The sequence below is a fragment of the Pontibacter litorisediminis genome (genome assembly GCF_029360645.1).
GTDB lineage: Bacteria > Bacteroidota > Bacteroidia > Cytophagales > Hymenobacteraceae > Pontibacter > Pontibacter litorisediminis.
Genome location: NZ_JARDUA010000001.1, coordinates 1098976 through 1119203, shown reverse-complemented (window position 1 = coordinate 1119203; position 20228 = coordinate 1098976). Strand labels below are relative to the sequence as shown.

The 20228-nt window shown below is 53.0% G+C and carries 18 protein-coding genes; 11 read left to right on the top strand and 7 right to left on the bottom strand.

Annotated features, from left to right (window positions below; translation table 11 throughout):
* Nucleotides 1-31: 31 nt before the first annotated feature.
* The gene (locus PXG97_RS04830) at nt 32-1123 is read right to left on the bottom strand and encodes a mechanosensitive ion channel family protein (RefSeq protein WP_276496584.1); all 1092 of its coding nucleotides are present in this window, start codon (nt 1121-1123) and stop codon (nt 32-34) included.
* Nucleotides 1124-1387: 264 nt separating this feature from the next.
* Here PXG97_RS04830 and PXG97_RS04825 point away from each other — a divergent pair, with 264 nt between their 5' ends.
* Entirely contained in the window at nt 1388-3604 is a 2217-nt protein-coding gene (locus PXG97_RS04825) for a bifunctional alpha,alpha-trehalose-phosphate synthase (UDP-forming)/trehalose-phosphatase (protein WP_276496583.1), read from the top strand.
* 262 nt (nt 3605-3866) lie between these two features.
* Complete coding sequence (locus PXG97_RS04820; RefSeq protein WP_276496582.1) at nt 3867-4718, top strand: universal stress protein; 852 nt, start codon at nt 3867-3869, stop codon at nt 4716-4718.
* A 67-nt stretch (nt 4719-4785) separates the two neighbouring features.
* On the opposite strand, the gene PXG97_RS04815 is transcribed toward PXG97_RS04820, so the two are convergent.
* The gene (locus tag PXG97_RS04815; RefSeq protein WP_276496581.1) at nt 4786-5208 is read right to left on the bottom strand and encodes a hypothetical protein; all 423 of its coding nucleotides are present in this window, start codon (nt 5206-5208) and stop codon (nt 4786-4788) included.
* Between the two features lie 65 nt (nt 5209-5273).
* The gene (locus PXG97_RS04810) at nt 5274-6563 is read right to left on the bottom strand and encodes a T9SS type A sorting domain-containing protein (protein ID WP_276496580.1); all 1290 of its coding nucleotides are present in this window, start codon (nt 6561-6563) and stop codon (nt 5274-5276) included.
* 282 nt (nt 6564-6845) lie between these two features.
* Between PXG97_RS04810 and PXG97_RS04805 the strand changes: the two genes are divergently transcribed.
* The 7 genes from PXG97_RS04805 (at nt 6846) to PXG97_RS04775 (ending at nt 16378) form a co-directional block, all read left to right on the top strand.
* Nucleotides 6846-7151, top strand: a complete 306-nt coding sequence (locus PXG97_RS04805; RefSeq protein ID WP_276496579.1) for an ArsR/SmtB family transcription factor — start codon at nt 6846-6848, stop codon at nt 7149-7151.
* Between the two features lie 75 nt (nt 7152-7226).
* Nucleotides 7227-7634, top strand: coding sequence for a rhodanese-like domain-containing protein (locus PXG97_RS04800; protein WP_276496578.1), 408 nt, complete (start codon nt 7227-7229; stop codon nt 7632-7634).
* 189 nt (nt 7635-7823) lie between these two features.
* Nucleotides 7824-9053: an exonuclease SbcCD subunit D C-terminal domain-containing protein gene (locus PXG97_RS04795; protein WP_276496577.1), complete on the top strand. Its 1230-nt coding sequence runs from the start codon at nt 7824-7826 to the stop codon at nt 9051-9053.
* 131 nt (nt 9054-9184) lie between these two features.
* Nucleotides 9185-9667, top strand: coding sequence for a hypothetical protein (locus tag PXG97_RS04790; protein ID WP_276496576.1), 483 nt, complete (start codon nt 9185-9187; stop codon nt 9665-9667).
* A complete protein-coding gene (locus tag PXG97_RS04785) occupies nt 9664-13317 on the top strand; it encodes an AAA family ATPase (protein ID WP_276496575.1) in 3654 nt (1217 codons plus the stop codon). The genes PXG97_RS04790 and PXG97_RS04785 overlap by 4 nt, the downstream gene beginning before the upstream one ends.
* 125 nt (nt 13318-13442) lie before the next feature.
* Complete coding sequence (locus PXG97_RS04780) at nt 13443-15452, top strand: tetratricopeptide repeat-containing sensor histidine kinase (RefSeq protein WP_276496574.1); 2010 nt, start codon at nt 13443-13445, stop codon at nt 15450-15452.
* A gap of 89 nt (nt 15453-15541) precedes the next feature.
* Nucleotides 15542-16378 carry a thermonuclease family protein gene (locus tag PXG97_RS04775; RefSeq protein ID WP_276496573.1) on the top strand — a complete coding sequence of 279 codons (837 nt, stop codon included), beginning with the start codon at nt 15542-15544 and terminating at the stop codon, nt 16376-16378.
* A 72-nt stretch (nt 16379-16450) separates the two neighbouring features.
* Here PXG97_RS04775 and PXG97_RS04770 read toward each other — a convergent pair whose 3' ends face one another.
* From PXG97_RS04770 to PXG97_RS04755, 4 genes are all read right to left on the bottom strand, one after another.
* Entirely contained in the window at nt 16451-16777 is a 327-nt protein-coding gene (locus PXG97_RS04770) for a HesB/IscA family protein (protein WP_276496572.1), read from the bottom strand.
* Nucleotides 16778-16789: 12 nt separating this feature from the next.
* Nucleotides 16790-17197: a hypothetical protein gene (locus PXG97_RS04765; protein ID WP_276496571.1), complete on the bottom strand. Its 408-nt coding sequence runs from the start codon at nt 17195-17197 to the stop codon at nt 16790-16792.
* Nucleotides 17198-17214: 17 nt separating this feature from the next.
* On the bottom strand, nt 17215-17628 hold the full coding sequence (gene iscU, locus PXG97_RS04760) for a Fe-S cluster assembly scaffold IscU (protein WP_276496570.1): 414 nt from the start codon (nt 17626-17628) through the stop codon (nt 17215-17217).
* Between the two features lie 120 nt (nt 17629-17748).
* A complete protein-coding gene (locus tag PXG97_RS04755; protein ID WP_276496569.1) occupies nt 17749-18963 on the bottom strand; it encodes an IscS subfamily cysteine desulfurase in 1215 nt (404 codons plus the stop codon).
* Nucleotides 18964-19089: 126 nt separating this feature from the next.
* Here PXG97_RS04755 and mce point away from each other — a divergent pair, with 126 nt between their 5' ends.
* Nucleotides 19090-19491, top strand: coding sequence for a methylmalonyl-CoA epimerase (gene mce / locus PXG97_RS04750; protein WP_276496568.1), 402 nt, complete (start codon nt 19090-19092; stop codon nt 19489-19491).
* A 97-nt stretch (nt 19492-19588) separates the two neighbouring features.
* Nucleotides 19589-20164: an L-threonylcarbamoyladenylate synthase gene (locus tag PXG97_RS04745; RefSeq protein ID WP_276496567.1), complete on the top strand. Its 576-nt coding sequence runs from the start codon at nt 19589-19591 to the stop codon at nt 20162-20164.
* The last annotated feature ends 64 nt before the right edge of the window (nt 20165-20228 follow it).

The window sequence follows — 20228 nt, the reverse complement described above, 5'->3', positions numbered from 1 at the left end:
ATAATATTTATTTAATGCGGTAAGCCCTAAGTTACGAAAGCTCAGCGAATGGGGGTAACTTATGGCCAACAAACTCGCTGCGGGTTTTGGGCAGCGCCTCCGGATAGTTGCGCTGGATGAAGTCGATGAGCTTCTCGCGCACCAGGCAGCGCAGGTCCCAGGCGATGCCGGAGTTCTGGGCGCTCATGAGTGCCCGCAGCTCTAAAGTGCGTTCCTTTGAGTCCGTTACCTGCAGCACCGACACCTGCTTGTTCCAAAGCTCAGTGGAGGCAAGGATGCGGTCAAACTCTTTCCGCAGCGGTTCGATGGGCAAAGTATAATCGGTGTAGAGGTACACGGTGGCTAGTATATCGGAGCCGGTGCGGGTCCAGTTCTGAAACGGCTTCTGGATGAAGTAGTTTAGCGGCAGGATGAGGCGGCGGTTATCCCAGACCCGCAGCACCACATACGTGAGGGTGATCTCCTCCACGCGCCCAAACTCTCCCTCCACCACCAGCACATCGTCTAAGCGGATAGGCTGCGTGAAAGCTATCTGCATGCCTGCCAGCAGGTTGGCAATGGAGGTCTGTGCAGCAAAACCAATCACCACACCGGCCACTCCAGCAGAGGTAAGCAGGCCGGTTCCCAGTTTCCGAACCGGCTCAAAACTGAGGAGTATGAGCGCCGTGGCCAGAAAAATGATGGTTACCACCGTTACCTTGCGCAGGAACTGCAGCTGCGTGATGAGGCGGCGCTCGCGCATGTTGTCCGGTTTTTCCTCAATGTTGTACCGGTGCCGCACCATGTCGCGCGCCACGTTGGTGAGGGCCACCAGTATCCAGGCAAAGGCAATAATGTTGAGGATCTCCACCAGCCGGCGCAGGTTCTCTACTAGCTCAGGGCGGTAGGGTAGTACGGGCAGCGCAATGGCCACAAACAGAAGCGGTACAAAGAAGCCCAGCGGCCTGCTCAAGTGCCTTGTGAGCGAGCTGACGAAGGATGGGTTCTCGCGCTGGCTGTAAACCTCCAGCAGCCTGAACAGGATGAGTTTGGCGATAATACCTGTTACAATGGCCACGATAAGTATGGCTAATCCGCTAAAAAGGTATTCAAAACGGTCGTATAAGTTATTGAGGTAATCCATAGGTCGGAAAAGCGGTAAACTGATCTGATACTGCATTCTAGCTACAAGGGTTATCCGTGGCGGCCCCGGTGCGGCAAGCCCGAAGGTTTATTTATTAATATATATTTACCTATATTAGAAAACGTGGCGCATAGATTATACGTATGTGAGGTAGGTTGATGCGTGTCAACCGCTGGAGATAAAACTAGGTCCGGCATCAGTTGCAGTACAATTATGCGCCAGAACCACTCGCTGCACTGCTTGCCGGAAAAAATACCACAAAGCATGGCAAAACTGATTATCGTTTCTAACAGGTTACCTGTTAAGCTGCAAGAGAAAGACGGAGAACTAAGTTACAAAACGAGCGAGGGGGGCTTGGCAACAGGCCTGGGGTCTATCTATAAGAAGGGAGATAACCTCTGGATCGGATGGCCTGGGCTAGTGGTAGCAGAGCCAGAAAAGCAGGAGCAGATTGCCAGCGACCTGAAAGGGGAGAACATGAGCCCCGTTTTCCTCACAGAAACCGAGATCAAGGAGTTTTACGAGGGCTTCAGCAACGAAACCTTGTGGCCGACCTTCCACTACTTTAGCCAATACGCCATTTACGACCAGCAGGTGTGGGAAACGTATGTGGAGGTGAACCAGAAGTACTGCGATGCGGTGGTGGCCCAGGCCGGCCCGGAGGATACCATCTGGGTACACGATTACCAGCTGCTGCTGCTGCCAAGCATGCTGCGCGAGAAACTTCCTGACAGTACCATTGGCTTTTTCCAGCACATTCCGTTCCCAAGCTACGAGGTGTTCCGCCTGCTGCCCTGGCGCAAGGAATTGCTGGAAGGGATGCTGGGGGCAGACCTCATCGGCTTCCACACCTACGATGACATGCGCCACTTCCTGAGTTCGGTGAACCGCATCGTGGGCTATGGAAGCATGCATGGTTGGATCAACACTCCGAACAGGTCGCTGCTGGTGGATTCGTTCCCAATGGGCATAGACTATGAGAAATATGCCGGCACCGCCGCTCAGGAGGAGGTAAAAAAGCGGGAGCGCATTTACCGTGGCAACCTCAATGCCGAGAGAATCATTCTTTCCATCGACCGCCTCGATTACTCTAAAGGAATACCGCAGCGCCTGCGGGCCTTTGAGCTGTTTCTGGAGAAATACCCTGAGTTTCATGATAAGGTAACCCTGTTGATGCTGGTGGTGCCAAGCCGTGATGCTGTGGAGAAGTATAAGGAGCTGAAAGAGGAGGTGGATGAGCTGGTTGGCCGCATCAACGGTAAGTATAGCCACATCAGTTGGAACCCAATTCAGTACTTCTACCGCTCGTATCCGCTGGAAACACTCTCAGCTTTCTACCGCATGGCTGATGTGGCGCTCGTGACCCCGATGCGCGACGGCATGAACCTGGTTTGTAAAGAGTACGTGGCCAGTAAGCTGGACCAGAGAGGGGTGCTTATACTTAGCGAGATGGCTGGCGCCTCCAAGGAGCTGTCTGATGCCATCCTGATCAACCCGAACGACATCAACCAAATGGTGGAGTCCATTTACCAGGCGCTTTCCATGCCGGAGGAGGAGCAGAAAATGCTCATGGCCAACATGCAGGAGTCGCTGCAGCGCTACAACATCCACCACTGGGTAAGCATGTTCATGGACCGGCTCTCCTATGTGAAGATCAAGCAGCTGTCGCTGGCAACTACTTACCTCGACGAGGCTACTTTCCTGGAGATGAGCAATGCCTACGACTCAGCCAGTTCACGCCTGTTCTTCCTGGAGTATGACGGGGCCTTGGTAGACTACCGCCACCGTCCGTTAATGGCACGGCCGGATGATGAATTAATGGGGCTGCTGGAGCGCCTGAGCAATGATCCGAAGAATAGGGTGGTGGTAATGAGCAGCCGCGAGAAAGCTACCATGCAGGATTGGCTGGGGCACCTCAACATCGACATCATTGCCGAGCACGGCGTCTGGATAAAGCAGCGCGGTACAGGCTGGCAAACCATGCTGAGCCTGATGGACGACTGGAAAAAAGACATTCGCCTGATCCTGGACCTGTACGTAGACCGCACCCCCGGCTCCTTCATAGAGGAGAAAGAGTACTCGTTGGTGTGGCACTACCGCCGTGTGGAAACCGGGTTAGGCGAACTGCGTGCCCGTGAGCTGGTGAGTCACCTCAACTTCCTGGCCTCTAACAGTAACCTGCAAGTGCTGGACGGACAGATGGCTGTGGAGGTGAAAGCACAGGAGATAAACAAAGGCAAAGCCTCTAGTTACTGGCTGAGCAAGTTCCCCCACAAGTTCGTGATGGCTGTGGGCGACGACTGGGGCGACGAGGACATCTTTAAGGCGATGCCGCGCAATTCCTACACCATCAAAGTTGGGAACGCCTCCTCAGTGGCCAAGTACCATGTGGATACTTGCCAGGAAGCCCGCGAGATGCTGGACCGCCTGCTGCAGAACAGTACGCAAGAGCACGCATCAGGGGCTCTCATGACAGGTTGATAAAATATAAAGCAAACAACAAGCCCCACCGGCATGTTTTACGGCCGGTGGGGCTTGTTGTTTGCTTTACGCAAGTGTTAGCGTAAAGTAGCTGTGTGTAGCCAGGCTTAGTATTTTATACTGATTTTTTCGGATGTTTTTGATTATTTTTAGTGAAAAAGTAACAAAAGGGGGAAATAGTGATTGAAGCCTTTTGTGAAATCACATACATATAGTAATATGTCGATGTAAATGCACGGGCAATCAAACAACCAACAATAAAATGAATAAAATACTATGTCCCACGGATTTTTCCGGCACCTCGGAAAAAGCTGTGGAGTATGCTGTGCACATAGCGCAGTATGCCGGGGCGCACCTCACGCTGTTGCATGTGGTGCACCTGCCAATCGTGGACACATCGGAAACGGCATTGGTGGCAAACGAACTGCTGGGGGAGCAGATGCGTCATGCCACGGAGAAGCTGAAAGCGACGGTGCACCACCTGGAGGAAACATATGGCGCCAATCGGGACGGGGGCTTCACCTGCGATTACCTGCTGAAGGAGGCTTTACTGACAGACGTGGCTGAGCACCTAAGCAAGCAGGAGGGGTATGACCTGATTGTGATGGGTACCACCGGTTGCGATAGCACCATGGAGGAACTGCTGATCGGCAGCAGTACCGAGGCCGTAATTGAGGAAGTGAAGTGCCCGGTGCTCTCGGTGCCTAGAGATGCGCCAACACCTAAGATCGAACATATTGTTTATGCTTCAGACTATAGCGAGGAAGATGTAGCCGCCATGAAAGAGGTGGTGCAGCTAGGGAGCTGCTTTGGGGCCAAAATAGACGTGGTGCATATCGTGAAGAACCGCGAAGAGCAGAACGGCGAAGAGGCCGCTGCCTTTAGGGCAGAGCTCCAGGGGCTTTTCCCGGATGTGCCGCTATCCTTTCAGGAGCAAACAAGCAAGCACCGTGATGAAGGGCTGTTGGAGTACTATAGCCAGATAGGCGGCGATGTGATGGCGATGGTCAGAAGAGAAAAGGGTTTCTTGCAGAGCCTGTTTACCCAAAGCCTTGCCGAGCGAATGACGTATCAGGCAAAAGTGCCACTGCTGGTGCTTCATGGCAAGAAATAATTTGGGCAGGCTTATGAAGTATAACTACACAATATAAAAAAGGCCCCGCCATGGCGGGGCCTTTTCTTTAGCTGCCCATTTCCCGGACAGCGTCTTTATCAAAGATAAAATCAAGCTCTTTGCTGCACTCCTGGCAATTGTAGCGGCCATAGTCCTCAATGGCCCGGGGCAGCACCAGGTTTCGGAAGGTACCCTTGCCCTTGCACTGTATCAAGACTGGGCAGTCGTGCTTTACATGGAAAACATCAGAAACACCGTCTTCACAGATCCACACCCGTGTTCTCAGCATTTCCTCCGGTATCACAAAAAACTCTGGCGCTGGCCTCCTGGCAGTGGTATCGGCCACTACGGATGCCGCGGCTGACACACTTTCCACCTCTTCCTGCTGTGCGGTCTCGGTGGGCTGGCAAGCAGCCAGGGCACAAACCACCAGCATGGCGGCAACGTCCTGAATTCGTCTTGATACGGATGCGGTAAGGCTAAATTTCATAGGTTAGTGCTTGCTAAAGCCCAAAGGTATAAAATTTAGCGTAAAGCCTGAGGCCTGGCCGGGTGCTACTGCTTCACAAAGCGTTTCATGTAGCGTTTGCCCTTTTCATCGAGCAGTACCAGCACATAGGTTCCTTTTTCCAGGTGCCCCACCTGGATCTGATGCTGCGAAGCAAGCGGCTCCAGTTGTTGCGCCAGCAGTTTCCGGCCCTTCGTGTCAGACACGATTGCCTGCCACATTCTTACGTCAGACTTTACCTGCAGCTGCTGTGTGGCGATGGTGGGGAAAACGTGTAGTTCCTGCGTCAGCTTTCTGCTCACCGCAACAACCTTGGAGTATGTGTAGCTTTCGTCCTCATCTACCTGTTTTAACCTGTAGTAGGAGGTGCCCGGCAGTGGTTGATGGTCCTGGTAGCTATAGGTGGTGGTTTGGGCGGTCGTGCCTTTGCCAGCCACAGTGCCTACCATTTCAAAGGACTTGCCATCCTGGCTGCGTTCCAGATCAAAGTGGCTGTTCCGGTCTTCGCTGGCAGTTTGCCACTGCAGCTCTACCTGGCTATCCTTTACGCTTGCCCTGAAATAGGTCAGCTCCACCGGCAGTGGTGCGGGTACCTCTGCCGCCTGAGTGTGCCAGGTAACCGTTACATCGTCTATGGCCAATCCATGGTCTGACTCGATTTCGTCTGCATCTTTCCATCGCAGCAACAGGTAGTGGCCTGCCGGCACCTCTATCTGAAGCGTATGGCGCAGGTGAGCTCGGTTATCGGGGGCATTGCCGTTCAGTGGGCCACCTGATAAGTAAAACTTTGGGCCGTAAAACGTTAGCTCCCGTACCTCTGTCCAACCTTTGTTATTAGTAGGAGTGGTGTTGATACTCTTGGGGTCCGTAGTGATGGCGTACCAGAAGGACAGTTCGTGTTGTGGGGCGGTTTTGTTTGAGATTCGCCACTGCTCCCCGGTATAGTTCACCTCCAACGATTGTATGGTGCTTCCGGTGTTGTTCTGCAGCGAAAGGTTGTACGTAAACTGGCCCTGCTTGGCAGAGGCTAAGGATCCTAAGGCCCTATCAGTGGAGTTAGTGGCTCCATAGCTGTAGAGACCTCCTGTATTAGCCTGCCCGTTGTTAGCGGTAAGAGCAGTTGAGTCTGCCTGGGTCCGGTAAACTATCCACCCCTGCAGGTACTCCTGCCCGCTCTTCCACTGGTCTGTGCCAGCTGCAGGCAAGCCATCAAAGTTTTGGGTATAACTATTTAGGCGTGGGCCCATAGCAATTTGGGCAGGTGCAGTAGCGGGAAAAAGAGAAATGGCGCAGTAAAGGGTAAGGCTGCGCCATAGCAGCGTAAATGTTGTTTTCATTGGCTTGGAAAGGTTAACAGCTTAACTACAAGGACTTAGTATTTTGTAATAATTAATGCCCCAACTCTGTTCCTCCCTTTATAGTTCAATATTTATGTTAGAAAAATTATGATTGTGGAGTAGGATAATTTTGAGGGCCTTTGCGCTTAAAGACCAAAGCCGGTGGCTGACGCACTAGAGAATAGTATAACAGGGCCCGGAACTATAAGTGTGGGAGAATTGTACTGAAATACGTACATGAACATATCTTCATGTATAAGTCCGGTTTAATATTTCCTTTACATGAATATCTTAAAAGTGCGGGTGGACCAGAAGAAACTGGAGCGGGCAGCGTATGTGCTGAAGTGCGTGGCGCATCCAGTTCGTATCAGCATCATCGACCTGCTGGAGCAGCGCGAGCGCCTTACCGTCAGCCAGCTGCAGGAAGTGCTGCAGGTAGAGCAGTCGCTTTTGTCGCATCACCTAACCAACATGCGTGACAAAGGCGTGGTAGAGACCAGGCGCGAAGGCAAAAACGTCTTTTACTCCCTCACCGACACCACCATAACCAACATTATCAGTTGTATACACGGCTGCAGAACCTTTTAGCACCATTTAAGGGTAAAGCAAACGATAATGCTTAGCTTTACAGAGGCGATAGAAGTATAAACAAAGTATAATGCGATGAAAGTAGTAGCAATTAGCTTATTGGCAGCGCTGATGTTTAGCTGCGCCGGCACGCCGCAACAGGGGCCTGCACAGGTGCAGAACATGACGCCGACAGAGTTTAAGCGGCAGAACCTGAACAGCAAAACGGTGCTGGTAGATGTGCGTACGCCCGAAGAGTATGCCAGCGGCCATTTGGATGGCGCTATGTTGTCTGATTTCCGTGGCGGCGACTTTGCCGAGGATATCAGGAACTGGGACAAAGACAAGGTGTACTACCTGTACTGCGCCTCCGGCAACCGTAGTGGGCAGGCGGCAGAGCTCATGAAACAGGCAGGTTTCAAGCACATCTATAACCTAGGAGGATACCAGGACCTGAAAGTGGCAGGCTTGCCTACCGAGGCGGGCGCTGCAGAACCGAGATAAAACAGAACGCCTTTACAGAGGGGCAGGAGTGGCAATAGCGCTGTTTCTGCCTTTTTCTTTGCCGGAAAGGATAACGCTCCCACCGCGGTTTCTTCTCAATTTTATACTTCAGGGCGATAACCAACAGAAAATACTTGCTATATTCCTATATTCTGATGTATTTTGAGTCGGAATTGGAGAAGAAGAGCTATGCGCGTACTACACACCTCAGACTGGCACCTGGGCCAGCGCCTCGTTAACCTTGAACGTACCGAAGAACACCAGCATTTTCTGAACTGGCTGCTGCAGACCATAGCGCAGGAGCAGGTGGAGGTGCTGCTGATGTCCGGCGACGTATTCGACAACGGCGCTCCTTCCAATACTGCGCTTAAGTTATACTATGATTTCCTGCGCAAAGTATGCGCCACCTGCTGCCGTCACATCATTATCACGGGCGGTAACCACGACTCGGTCTCTACCCTGAATGCCCCCAAAGAGCTGCTCGAGTGCTTTAACATCCATGTGGTGGGCGGCGCTTCCCCCGACCCGCTGGACGAACTAATCGAGCTGCGTAACGAGCAGGGCGAGCTGGAATTGGTCGTGTGTGCCGTACCTTTCCTGCGCGACCGCGACGTGCGCCTGTCGGTGCCCGGAGAGAGCTTTGAGGAGCGGGAGCAGCGCATCAAACAGGGCATTGCCGCGCATTATGGGGCATTTGTGCCGCACATCCAAAAGTATAAACAGCAAATTATACCCGTGGTGGCCATGGGCCATTTGTTTGCCGCCGGCGGCTCCGCCTCCGAAAGCGAGAAAGAGATTCACGTAGGCAACTTAGGGCAGATCGGGGCCGATCAATTTCCGCAGGAATTCGATTATGTAGCTTTAGGCCACCTGCACCGCCCGCAGCAAGTGAATAACCGCCACCACATCCGCTACTCGGGCTCGCCCATTCCACTTAGCTTTAGCGAGGTAACCGATAAAAAGGTAGTTTTTATACTTGATTTTGAGGCCGGCAAGCTGGCTGCTCTACGCGAAGTGACGATACCTGTTTGCCGGAAGCTGGTACGCTTTAAAGGGCCGCTGGAAAAAGTAAAGCAGCAACTGGCAACGTACCACAACAGCAGCCATACTTTAACCGCCTGGGCCGAGATACAACTGGAGCTGGAATCATACCTGCCGGACCTGAACCAGCAACTGGAGGAGGTGCTGAGCCTGAAAAAAGACGAGCTGCAGCTGCTCATTCACCGGCCGCCCATTATCCAGAAAGCCGCCCAGACCCTGGAGCAGCAGGTACAGCAGGAGGCCGACCTGCACACACTACGCGAGCAAGACGTGTTCCTCAAGCGCTGCCAAAGCGCCTTCCCGGATGCTGACCATTCCGAACTAGTAGCTACTTTCTCGGAGCTGCTGGAGCTGATGGGGCAGGGGGAAGAGAGTTAGAAAGTTGTAGAGACGCAATACCTTGCGTCTTTTTTCTACAAGCGACCTCGCGGCGCCCGAAGGTCCCGCTAGTGTCAGAATAACTGCCAATGAGCAAAGAATCATCCTTTACCACCCACTAAGAAGCAAGTATGAAAGCAGCCGGTACCTTCGAAACCCGCTTTCCAGTCGACAGCTACAGCATCATTCCAAAAACGTTGGTTGTGGCTGCACTTATCTTTGCTTTCTCAGAAAGTTGGTGGCTAACGATAGCAGGTGGGGTTCCGGCAGGTTTGCTGCTGCACTTCATTCCAAACGGATATGATTGTAAAGTGCTATTGAACGGCTCTATGCTCAGCTTTTACTTCTTTCGGCCTTGGTTTAGGAAAGAAGCATTTGATTTAACCAAAATAGATAAGGCTGTTGTTGAACCTGAAAATGCAGCGCAGACTTTAAAAGATATCTGGTGGCGGTCTGATATGCTTTGGCCTGTAGGAAACAGCAAACTAAAGCTGTTCAGGAATGGCCACCTTGTTCATACCGTAGATTTTAGAACAAACCCGGAAGATACCCGAAAGCTGGCCGAATTGATCAGCCTTCAGTTTCCTTCTGAATTACAAACAGTGCACCCATGAAAATCCTCTCCGTACGCTTCCAGAACCTGAACTCGCTGAAAGGTGAGCATGAGATCCGTTTCGACCAGAGCCCGCTGGCGGAGGCGGGGCTGTTTGCCATTACGGGCCCCACGGGTGCCGGCAAAACCACCATACTGGATGCCATTACAGTGGGCCTCTACGGACTGGTGCACCGCCACAGCAACGACAAGCCGCTGGAGCTGATGACGCGCCATACGGCCGAGTGTTTTTCGGAGGTGGAGTTTGAGGCCAATGGCAGGCGCTACCGCTCCAAGTGGCACCTGCGCCGCAGCCGGGGCAAGGTGGACGGCAACATACAGCCGGTGCACATGGAGCTCTATACTTTTGAGGAGGATGAACTCTTCGACCTGAAACCCAGTGAGGTGCCGGGCAAGGTGGCCGAGTTGTGCGGCCTGGACTACAACCAGTTTCTGCGCTCGGTGATGCTCTCGCAGGGCGACTTTGCCCGTTTCCTGAAGGCCAGCCCCAACGAGCGCAGCAGTTTGCTGGAGAAGATCACCGACACGGGCATCTACTCTGAAATCTCCAAATCTGCTTACGAGAAAGCCAAACAGGAGCGGCAAAAGTATGAGGGGCTGGAGCAGTTGCTGCAAAACACCCAACTGCTGCCAGAGGAACAGCGTGCGGCCTACGAGCAAAGTATAAAAGAGCTGGCCGAACAGGAAGCCATACATCAACAGGAGATCATTACGCTGCAGGAGAAGGTGCAGTGGCTGCAGCAGGTGGCGCAGCTACAGGCCCGGCAAGAGCAGCACCACCAGGCCCTGCAGGTGCAGGAACAAAAATTGGCGCAGCTGGAGCCGGAGTTCGTTAGGCTGCAAAAGCATGAGCAGGCGCACCAATTTGTAGGCGAACTGGCCGAGATCCGGAGTGCCAGCAGCAGAGTAACCGAGGTGCAGGAGCAACTGCACACACTGCAGAAGCGTGTGCCGGTGCTGGAAACAGAACTGGAAGCCGCCGGGAAAATTGCCGCCGAGGCCACCAAGGCACACCAGCACCAGGAGGAGGCAGTGCAACAGCTGGAGCCGCTGCTGGCACAGGTTTCGAAACTCGACCACCAACTCCATACTTTGCGCGAGTCTTACAGCAAGAACAAGAATGCCTATGTAGGTTTTGAGGAACAGCTGCAGCAGGAGCAGGCCCAGCTTCAGGCCAAGCAGCAGGAACTGGAAAAGCTGAGGCAGGAGGTGACCAATATAAAAGCATGGCTGGAACAGCACTCCCAACTGCAGGATCTGAAAGAGCACCTGCCCGAGTTTAAAGCCACCCTCCGCGACCTGCAGGAGGTGGAGCAACGCATCAAACGTTATCAGCAGGAGCAGCAGGAGCTGAACCTGCAGCGCCAGCGGGAGGGAAAGCAGCTAACAGCGCTGCAGGCGCAACAGGCGCAACAGCAGGAGCAGCAGCAACAGCTGCATCAACAGAAAGAGGAAAAGCTTTCCGCCCTGCAAGGTATACTTTCTGATAAAAGTATGGAGGAGCTGGAGCAGGCGGCGCAGACGCAGCCTGCCCTAGTAACCCGATATGAGCGCCTGCAGGAACTGGCGCAGCAGCATGCCGGGCAGCAGCAGAAACTGCAAAGTATAACGGGGCACCAGACGCAACTAAGGCAGCAGCAGGAAGAAACGAGTATCAAGCTGCGGGAGGATCAAGCAACGTATAAACAGGCCGAAGAGCACCTGCAGGCGCTGCAGAAACTGGTGCAACTGCAGCAGCAAATTCTGCAGTACGAGGAGGCACGCCATACGTTAACCGAGAACGATCCCTGCCCGCTGTGCGGTTCTACCCACCATCCTTTCGCCGAGAATGGCTACACGTTTGACCTGCCGGAAGAGGTACAGAAGCGCGATAAGCAACAGGAAGTGGTAAAAGAGCTGGAGCAACGTATAAACCAGCTACAACTGCAGCTGGGCGCGCTGGAGCAGAAACTGCAACTCGGCCTTACCGCCAAATCAGAAACAGAAGGTGAGCTGAAGCGCCTCCAACATACTTTTGAGCAACTATCCGAGGGGTTGCCACAAAGTATAAATATAGGCGACGTAGAGATACTGGAGCAGTTAAAGCAGGCGCAGCAGCAGTCGGCCACTGTTTTGCAGCAGCAGCTGGCGCAGGCACGCCACCTGAGCCGCGAACTGGAAAGTATAAGCCAGCAAAGCCAGAAGGTACGGGAGGCGCAGGTACAGGCACAGGCTGCTTCGAACCAGCTGCAAGCATCAGACAAACACCTGCAAACGCAGCTGCAGAAGCTTCAGATTATACTTGCCGATGAGCAGGAGCAACAGCAGGTGCACACCCAAACGGCCGAATCCTTCGCCGCTACCTTTGGCTTAAAGTATATACCGGAAGAGCGCCATACACTACTGCAATCGCTGGAGCAGCAATCAGCTGCCTTTGCCCAGAAGCAGCAGAACCTGGATAGTATGCGCGAGAAGTATGTGGAGCTGAACGCGGAGGTGAAGAACCTGAAGGCGAATGAAGCGCAGAAGCTAAAGGAACAGGAGGAACGCAAGAAGGACCTGAAAGCCGAGCATGAGCAGCTGTCGCGACTTAAAACGGAGCGCTATACTTTGTTTGGGGAGAAAGACCCGGAGCAGGAGCGAAAACAAGCCCAGCAGGAGGTAAAGGCCCGTGCCGCACAGGCCGAGGAAGCCCGCCGTACCCAGTTGCAGAAGCAGCAGGAGTTGCAGGAGGCCCGAGCCCGGCAGACGGATTGTTTGCAAAAGCATCAGCAAAACAAATCCATTCTGGACGAGCTGCGCCAGGGGCTGCTGCACGTGCTGCAGCAGAAGGGCATCGAAACGATAGAAGCCCTGAGCCAGATGCTGCTCCACCGCGACGAGGCCGACCGCCTTGCCAACCTGAAGGCACAAACCGAAAAGCACCTGACGGAGCTGCGTAAATCCCTCAGTGATGTGCGGCAGGAGTTAACGCAGGTGCAGGTAAAGCAGCTGACCGAGGAAAGTATGGAAACCCTGCAGGTACAGCACCGGCAGAAAGCAGAGCAGCAGCGGGAACTGATCTCGCAACGCGCCCGCCAGCAGGAGCGCCTGGATCAGGATGCGCAGCAGCGGGAAAAGAACAGGGAGCTCGCCGAACAACTGAAGACGCAGCAGCAGGTGTGCCACCGCTGGTCGCAGCTGGCCGACCTGATTGGCTCAGCCGACGGAAACAAGTTCAGCCGCTTTGCGCAGGGGCTCACGCTGGCTAGGCTGGTGGAGCTGGCCAACCGCCACCTGCAAAAGCTCAACGACCGTTACCGCATCCTCAAGTCCGCTGCCGAAGACCTGGAGCTGCTGATCGTGGATATGTACCAAGCCGAAGCCGTTCGGCCGATGAATACGCTGTCCGGAGGCGAGAGCTTTCTGGTGAGCTTGTCGCTGGCGCTTGGCCTTTCTGATTTGGCGGGCCGCCGTACCCAGATTAACTCGCTCTTCATCGATGAGGGCTTTGGCACGCTGGATGCCGAAACGTTAGATTCCGCTATCTCAACGTTAGAGAACCTGCAGGCAAGCGGCAAGATGATCGGTATCATTTCCCACGTGGAAGCCCTGAAAGAGCGCATCAGCACCCAGGTAAAAATACAACGGCAGCCCGGTGGGGTGAGCAAGGTAGAGGTGGTGGGACTCTGAGCACACCTGTGTTCCACTCCCGCCTGAGCCGATTCTTACCGAATGTGAGCATTAATTTATTTTTCTTTACAATAATACATTAATTATATATTATTGTATATTTGGTAAGGACAAAGCCGTTTCAAATGAAGCAACTCGTTTTTCTAAGCCTACTACTGTTCCTTTTCTCGGCACAAGCCCAAACCGATAAAATAGCGAACCTAAAGGCAGAATTAGAGGCAACAACAGACGCAAACGAGCAGGTTTTTTTGCTTTGTGACCTTAGCAAGCAGTATTGGAACTCCTCTTTTAGCACGTCGCTCAAGTACGGCAACCAGGCTGTGGCGCTAGCTCAGGAACTTGGCAATAAAAAGGCGTTGGCCCTCGCTTTTAATAATATCGGCGTAGCCTACGATATCTACGGCAACTACAGTGAGGCAAGCAGGTACTACTATAAGTCTCTTCGGATAAGAGAGGCGATCGGTGATTCTGCAGGGCTGAGTGCGAGTTACAATAACATCGCCACGGCGTATGCCACCCAGGGCGACCTTGAAAAATCGAGCGAGCTTTATGCAAAGTCATTGGAGATCTCAACGGCCATGAACGATACCAAAGGGGTGGCGCTTGCACTGGGGAACCTGGGTAGTATCTATCAGCAGCAGAAAGACCTTGATAAAGCCCTGGAATACATACAGCGCGGGCTGAACCTGCTGGATCCTGATGACCCCTACTCCCTTATCAACCTGAACAACATAGGCTTCATCTATTCTGAGAAAGGCGATTGGGGAAGGGCCCTGTCGTACCACCACAAGGCGCTGAACACGGCGCGCAAAGTTGGAAGCAAGATGGATGAGGCCTATTCCTTAAGTGGTTTGGCCGAGGCCTACATGGCCGCTGACCAGCCCGAAATGGCCTTGCCCTACGCGCTGCAGAACGTTGAGCTGCTGATAAAGCTAAATTCTAAAGATGAGGTAAAGTTAGCCGCTGAAACGCTGAACAAGCTGTATGTCAGGCTCGGGGATTTTAAGAACGCCCATAAATACCTGACGCTGCAAAACCAGTATGCCGACAGTGTGCAACAGGCGTCCGTAAAAACCCAGCTAGCGGAACTGGAGTTCAAGTATGAGAACGAGAAAGCTGTGCAGGAGAACCTGCTGCTGAAAGCACAGACCAGCCTGCAGCAGCAGATGATCGAGCGCCGCAACACAGCACAACTGTTTACCGGAGCCCTTTTGCTGCTGGTGTGTGTGCTGGCAGTGGTTTTCTTCCTGGGCCGCCGCCGGATGCATCGGCTCAACGACCTGTTGGTGCAAAAGAACAAGGATGTGCTGGAGCACAGTACCGCCCTTACCTTGCAAAAAGAACAGTTAGCGGAGCAGGCTGACTTGCTGCGGGAGCAAAAGGAGGAGCTGGAAAAGCTGAACTCTGTGAAAGACAAACTCTTCTCCGTTATCGCGCATGACCTCAAAAGCCCCCTCACCTCACTGCAGGGGCTACTGCAGCTAATCGCCAAAGGGGCTGTGCCGCAGGATAAGCTAAAGCCATTCATGGCTTCGCTGGAGGCAAGCCAGCAGAACTCCCTCTGGCTGCTGGACAACCTGCTGCTGTGGTCGCGGATGCAGATGCGTGGCCTGACCGTGAAGCCTGAGAAAACGGAGCTGGCGGTGCTGGTGCAGCAGAACATCCGGTTGCTGGAGCCGCAGGCGAAGTTCAAGGAACTAGAGTTCCGTTACGATATCGCGGCATCGCACCAGCTCTATGCAGATAAAGAAATGGTGAATCTTGTGCTGCGCAACCTGATCGGCAACGCCATTAAGTTTAGCAAAAAGGGCGGAGGTATCTGTATCTCATCAGAGCTGCGGGATGAGTGGGTAACCATTTCGGTGCAGGACACGGGAATCGGAATGACGCCAGAGAAGCTCGCCTCACTCTTTGATGGCCACAGCATCAGCAGCAGCAAAGGCACAGCTGACGAGCGGGGCAGCGGTTTAGGCCTGCAGCTTTGCCAGTACTTTATTGAGCGCAACAGTGGCAGCGTGTGGGCTGAGAGTGAGGCTGGGGTAGGCAGCACGTTCCTCTTCAGGCTACCGGCAGCCGTCACCAATGAGCCGGCTGAGGCGAGGGGCGAAGACGCGCCACTTGTTGAGCTGGTATAAGCGCGCCTGTTGGCATACGGCAATCAATTTTATACTTTTGCGCCTGGCACACCGTTGTTGCCGTACAAAGTATAACTCCAGCACATAGCATGAAACGACTCCTATACCTGCCCTTGGCCCTGCTTGCGCTGCTCTCCTGCCAAAGCGACCGTACTGATGCGCAAGAGCAGTTCAGGGAGCGGCAACAGGCTATCTTAGAACGTAATGGGCAGCAGCAAAATGATGCTGTAACAGCAGATACAGATACTGTAGTTGTGGCAGAGGGTGCAGACAAGCCCGCCGATTCCGCGCCTCAGCAACCAAGTACCGCCCCCGGCGACAAAGTAGTGGGAGTGAAAGATGGGGACACCATCGTGCTGCTGCGTAACGGGGAGGAGGTAACGGTGCGCCTCTACGGTGTGGACACCCCAGAAAAGAACCAGGCCTACGGGCAGCGGGCCAAACAGTATACCTCGGATTTGGTATACGGCAAGACCGTACGCCTCATCATCAACAATAAAGACCGCTATGGCCGTACCGTAGGCACGATTATACTTCCGGACGGCCGCAGTCTGAATGAGGAGCTGGTCCGAAACGGCTTTGCCTGGCACTACAAGGAATACTCCAAGGATCAGAACCTGGCAAACGCCGAGGTGGATGCCCGCCGCTTTAAAAGAGGCCTGTGGCAGGACCCGAATCCGGTTGCCCCGTGGGACTTCCGTAAAAGCCAGCGGAGCGGCAACTCAGAGCCTAGCACAGCCAATGCGCCCATTCCTGCTGGGGCCACGAAACGCACGGTATACATCTGCAACAGCCAAAGTTCGGCTGTGTACCATTACGACAGCGCTTGCCATGTGCTGAAGCGTTGTAAGGACGAGGTGGTTAAAACGACAGAGGCCGCTGCGATTCGGGAGTATGGCCGCCGGGCCGACAAGAACTGTAGCTAGCACAGTGGCTATACAAAAAAAGCTCTGCCGCACTGGCAGAGCTTTTTTTGTATACTTATCTCGAGTTGGGGGTTATACGGAGAAACTGTCGCCGCAGCCGCAAGTACGGGTAGCGTTCGGGTTGTTAAAGAAAAAGCCTTTGCCGTTCAGGCCGTCCGAGAAATCGAGCTCTGTGCCAGCCAGGTACAAGAAACTCTTCATGTCCACGACAACCTTTACGCCTTTGTCTTCGAACTCCTGGTCCATTGGCTTCACCTCATCATCAAAGTCGAGGTTATAAGACAGGCCAGAGCAACCACCACCCGCAACAGAAGCACGCAAGCGGAACGAATCGTCCAGCTGGGCCTCCTGCTTCAGCTTTATTACCTTCTCTTTTGCTTTATCTGATACTGTGATCATAATCTTAAAATTTTAGGAGACCGGGTTTAACACTACACTAAACACCGTAATGGTATTCATGTCCCGGCCAAAGTATAACTTATCCAGCGCCTCATATATGTTACGTGCCCGGAAGTAGGAGGTGTTCAGCTCCTTGTCGTCCCGGGCCATCCACTGTATCGTGAAGGAGCTTTCCTGGTCGCGGTAGTTCTGCACATAAGCCAGCATTTTACGCAGCACATCCAACCGGTCGTAGCCCACTTCGGTGTGAAAGAGGAACGACTGCTGGTGACGCGGGTTCACCGTAATCAGGTCGAGGCGCGTTTTGTTGTCGAGCTGTCTGAATTCAAAAAGCAGACTGCTACCGCTCATGCCTAAGTGGTGCTCAATCTGCTTTTGAATACGGGCACTCGTTACGTGCACATCCGTAGTTGACTCCATTACTGAGTCCTTGCTTCTTAGTGGTGAGACTTAGGCATCTCCAATTCCGGGAGGCCGTTCTTAACTCTGTAGTCGTTGATGGCTGTTTTGATAGCATCTTCGGCAAGTACAGAGCAGTGGATCTTAACCGGAGGCAGCGCTAGCTCCTCCACGATCGCCATGTTGTCGATGGCCAATGCCTCGTCAACAGTTTTGCCTTTCAGCCACTCTGTTGCCAGAGAGGAAGAGGCGATTGCTGAACCGCAACCGAATGTCTTAAACTTGGCGTCGGTGATCACCTGGTTTTCGTCCACCTCAATCTGCAGGCGCATTACGTCGCCGCACTCAGGGGCGCCAACCAAGCCGGTACCTACGTTATTTTTTGATTTATCTAGCGTACCAACGTTGCGTGGGTTGGTATAATGGTCGATTACTTTATCTGAATAAGCCATAGCTTTAGTTTAATTAGAAATTAAAAATTATGAATTAGAAACTATACTTTAGAAATTAAGAATTAGACAGGTTTTAAGGTTACCATTTCTAATTCCTAATTTCCAATTTTTAATTCAATCTTAGTGTTCTGCCCACTCAATCGTGCTCAGGTCGATACCTTCTTTGAACATTTCCCACAGCGGGGAGAGTTCACGGAGTTTCGCCACCGCCTCTTTTACGTGATCGATGGCATAGTCAATCTCCTCGTCCGTTGTGAAGCGGCTAAGGCCGAAGCGCAGGGAAGAGTGTGCCAGGTCATCGCTCAGGCCAAGGGCCTTCAGTACATAAGATGGCTCCAAAGAAGCCGAGGTACAGGCTGATCCGGACGAAACGGCCAGGTCCTTCACGCCCATCATCAGGCCTTCGCCCTCTACATACTTAAACGAAATGTTCGATACGTGGGGCAGGCGGTGCTCTGTAGAGCCGTTCACGTAAGACTCCTCAATGGTTGTCAGCTCACGCTCCAGCCTGTCGCGCATGGCGGCGATACGCTTAGAGTCGGATTCCATGTCCTGCCGGGCAATTTCAGCGGCCTTACCAAGGCCTACGATTCCTGGCACGTTCAGAGTACCGGAGCGCATGCCGCGCTCGTGGCCACCACCGTCCATTTGGGCCGTAACCTTAACACGTGGGTTCTTGCGGCGCACGTACAGGGCACCTACTCCCTTAGGTCCATACATTTTGTGGCCGGAGAATGCCATCAGGTCGATCCCGTCGGCTTCCACGTCTACCGGAATCTTGCCTACCGCCTGCGTGGCATCGGTAAAGAACAGGATGCCGCGCTTTTTTGCAATGGCTGAGATCTCACGGATAGGCTGGATAACACCAATCTCGTTGTTGGCATACATCACAGAGATCAGGATAGTCTTATCGGTGATCGCCTCTTCCAGTTCTTTCAGGTCAATCAGGCCTTTCTCGTTTACCTTCAGGTACGTAACCTTGCCGCCGATTTTCTCGATGTGCTTGCAAGTGTCCAGTACCGCCTTATGCTCGGTGGTAACGGTGATGATGTGGTTCCCTTTAGATGCGTACATTTCAAACACGCCTTTGATGGCAAGGTTGTCTGACTCCGTAGCGCCGGAGGTAAAGATGATTTCCTTTGGAGAACAGTTGATCAACGAGGCGATTTGCTCACGGGCATAATCAACGGCCTCTTCGGCCTGCCAACCAAAGGCGTGGTTGCGGGATGCCGCGTTACCGAACATATTTGTCATGTAAGGCATCATCGCCTCCAACACGCGCGGGTCAAGCGGCGTAGTGGCATTGTTATCCAGGTATATCGGAAGTGTTAGCATAGTAACTTTTCGGTTTCTTGTTATGTCCTTTTGTCCTGTTAGCTAAACAGTTTAAAGAAATTATTAGTTTTGAATCCAGTGCAAAAATAGCAAAAATTCTTTACTTAGACTAATTACAAACTCGAAATGAAAAACGTAGAACATATAGGAATAGCTGTCAGGGACTTCAGCCAGGCCAACGCATTATACTTCAAACTGCTGGGGGTGGAGCCCTATAAAACTGAGTATGTGGAGTCGGAGGGAGTGAACACCTCTTTCTTTAAGGTAGGCGACACCAAGATTGAGCTGCTGGAAGGCACGACTCCGGAGAGCGCCATCAGTAAGTTTGTCGAGAAGCGTGGCGAGGGCATCCACCACATCGCTTTTGAAGTAGAGGACATCTTTGCCGAGATGGAGCGGCTGAAAAGCGAGGGGTTTATACTCCTGAACGAGCAGCCCAAGAAAGGTGCGGATAACAAGCTGGTGTGCTTTGTGCACCCGAAATCTGCCAATGGTGTGCTGGTAGAGCTGACGCAGGAAATACGATAAGCTGTTTTCTGGTGTTAGTTGTTCGTTTTTCGAGTACAAGTTAAACTTCTGGACTTACTGACAACAAGAACCCTACAACCAGTAACTAATTAAAACTATGAGCCAGTTAGTAAAAGAAATACAGGCCGCCGAGGAGGAGATCCTGCTGGGTAACGTGATTCTGTACCCTACCGATACGGTGTGGGGAATAGGCTGCGATGCCGAGAATGCGGAGGCGGTGCGCAAAATATTCAAGATAAAGGAAAGGGAAGAATCCAAGGCGATGATCCTGCTCGTGGCAGACCTGGAGATGCTGCAGCACTACATTAAGCCATTGCCAGACAGGTTTGAGGAGCTGGTAGAGCAGCAGGAGCGGCCTACCACCTATGTGTTCTCAGACCCGCAGAATTTGCCCCAGGAAGTAATAGCCGGGGATGGCACTGTGGCCATACGCATTGTAATGAACGACGAGTTCTGCCATCGCCTTATCCGGCAGGTGGCAAGGCCCATTGTATCGACCTCGGCCAACATCAGCGGTGAGCCTGCCCCAAAGACCTTTGCCGACATAAGCGATGAAATAAGAAAGCGCGTGGATTTTGTGGTGAACTGGCGACAGGATGATGACATGGCCTCACGCCCATCCCGCATCGTGAAAATAGAGCCCGATGGCAGGCAAAGTATCATACGGGAGTAGGGGCAAGGCTGAGGTTTACAGGCCTTTCCGTTGCCCAGGAAAGTATAACCGGTTGTTTGCCAGT

Bases quoted from the DNA above. Each gene is read 5' to 3' on its own strand.
- PXG97_RS04830 (WP_276496584.1), bottom strand. From the start codon at position 1,123: ATGGATTACCTCAATAACTTATACGACCGTTTTGAATACCTTTTTAGC.
- PXG97_RS04825 (WP_276496583.1), top strand. From the start codon at position 1,388: ATGGCAAAACTGATTATCGTTTCTAACAGGTTACCTGTTAAGCTGCAA.
- PXG97_RS04820 (WP_276496582.1), top strand. From the start codon at position 3,867: ATGAATAAAATACTATGTCCCACGGATTTTTCCGGCACCTCGGAAAAA.
- PXG97_RS04815 (WP_276496581.1), bottom strand. From the start codon at position 5,208: ATGAAATTTAGCCTTACCGCATCCGTATCAAGACGAATTCAGGACGTT.
- PXG97_RS04810 (WP_276496580.1), bottom strand. From the start codon at position 6,563: ATGAAAACAACATTTACGCTGCTATGGCGCAGCCTTACCCTTTACTGC.
- PXG97_RS04805 (WP_276496579.1), top strand. From the start codon at position 6,846: ATGAATATCTTAAAAGTGCGGGTGGACCAGAAGAAACTGGAGCGGGCA.
- PXG97_RS04800 (WP_276496578.1), top strand. From the start codon at position 7,227: ATGAAAGTAGTAGCAATTAGCTTATTGGCAGCGCTGATGTTTAGCTGC.
- PXG97_RS04795 (WP_276496577.1), top strand. From the start codon at position 7,824: ATGCGCGTACTACACACCTCAGACTGGCACCTGGGCCAGCGCCTCGTT.
- PXG97_RS04790 (WP_276496576.1), top strand. From the start codon at position 9,185: ATGAAAGCAGCCGGTACCTTCGAAACCCGCTTTCCAGTCGACAGCTAC.
- PXG97_RS04785 (WP_276496575.1), top strand. From the start codon at position 9,664: ATGAAAATCCTCTCCGTACGCTTCCAGAACCTGAACTCGCTGAAAGGT.
- PXG97_RS04780 (WP_276496574.1), top strand. From the start codon at position 13,443: ATGAAGCAACTCGTTTTTCTAAGCCTACTACTGTTCCTTTTCTCGGCA.
- PXG97_RS04775 (WP_276496573.1), top strand. From the start codon at position 15,542: ATGAAACGACTCCTATACCTGCCCTTGGCCCTGCTTGCGCTGCTCTCC.
- PXG97_RS04770 (WP_276496572.1), bottom strand. From the start codon at position 16,777: ATGATCACAGTATCAGATAAAGCAAAAGAGAAGGTAATAAAGCTGAAG.
- PXG97_RS04765 (WP_276496571.1), bottom strand. From the start codon at position 17,197: ATGGAGTCAACTACGGATGTGCACGTAACGAGTGCCCGTATTCAAAAG.
- iscU (WP_276496570.1), bottom strand. From the start codon at position 17,628: ATGGCTTATTCAGATAAAGTAATCGACCATTATACCAACCCACGCAAC.
- PXG97_RS04755 (WP_276496569.1), bottom strand. From the start codon at position 18,963: ATGCTAACACTTCCGATATACCTGGATAACAATGCCACTACGCCGCTT.
- mce (WP_276496568.1), top strand. From the start codon at position 19,090: ATGAAAAACGTAGAACATATAGGAATAGCTGTCAGGGACTTCAGCCAG.
- PXG97_RS04745 (WP_276496567.1), top strand. From the start codon at position 19,589: ATGAGCCAGTTAGTAAAAGAAATACAGGCCGCCGAGGAGGAGATCCTG.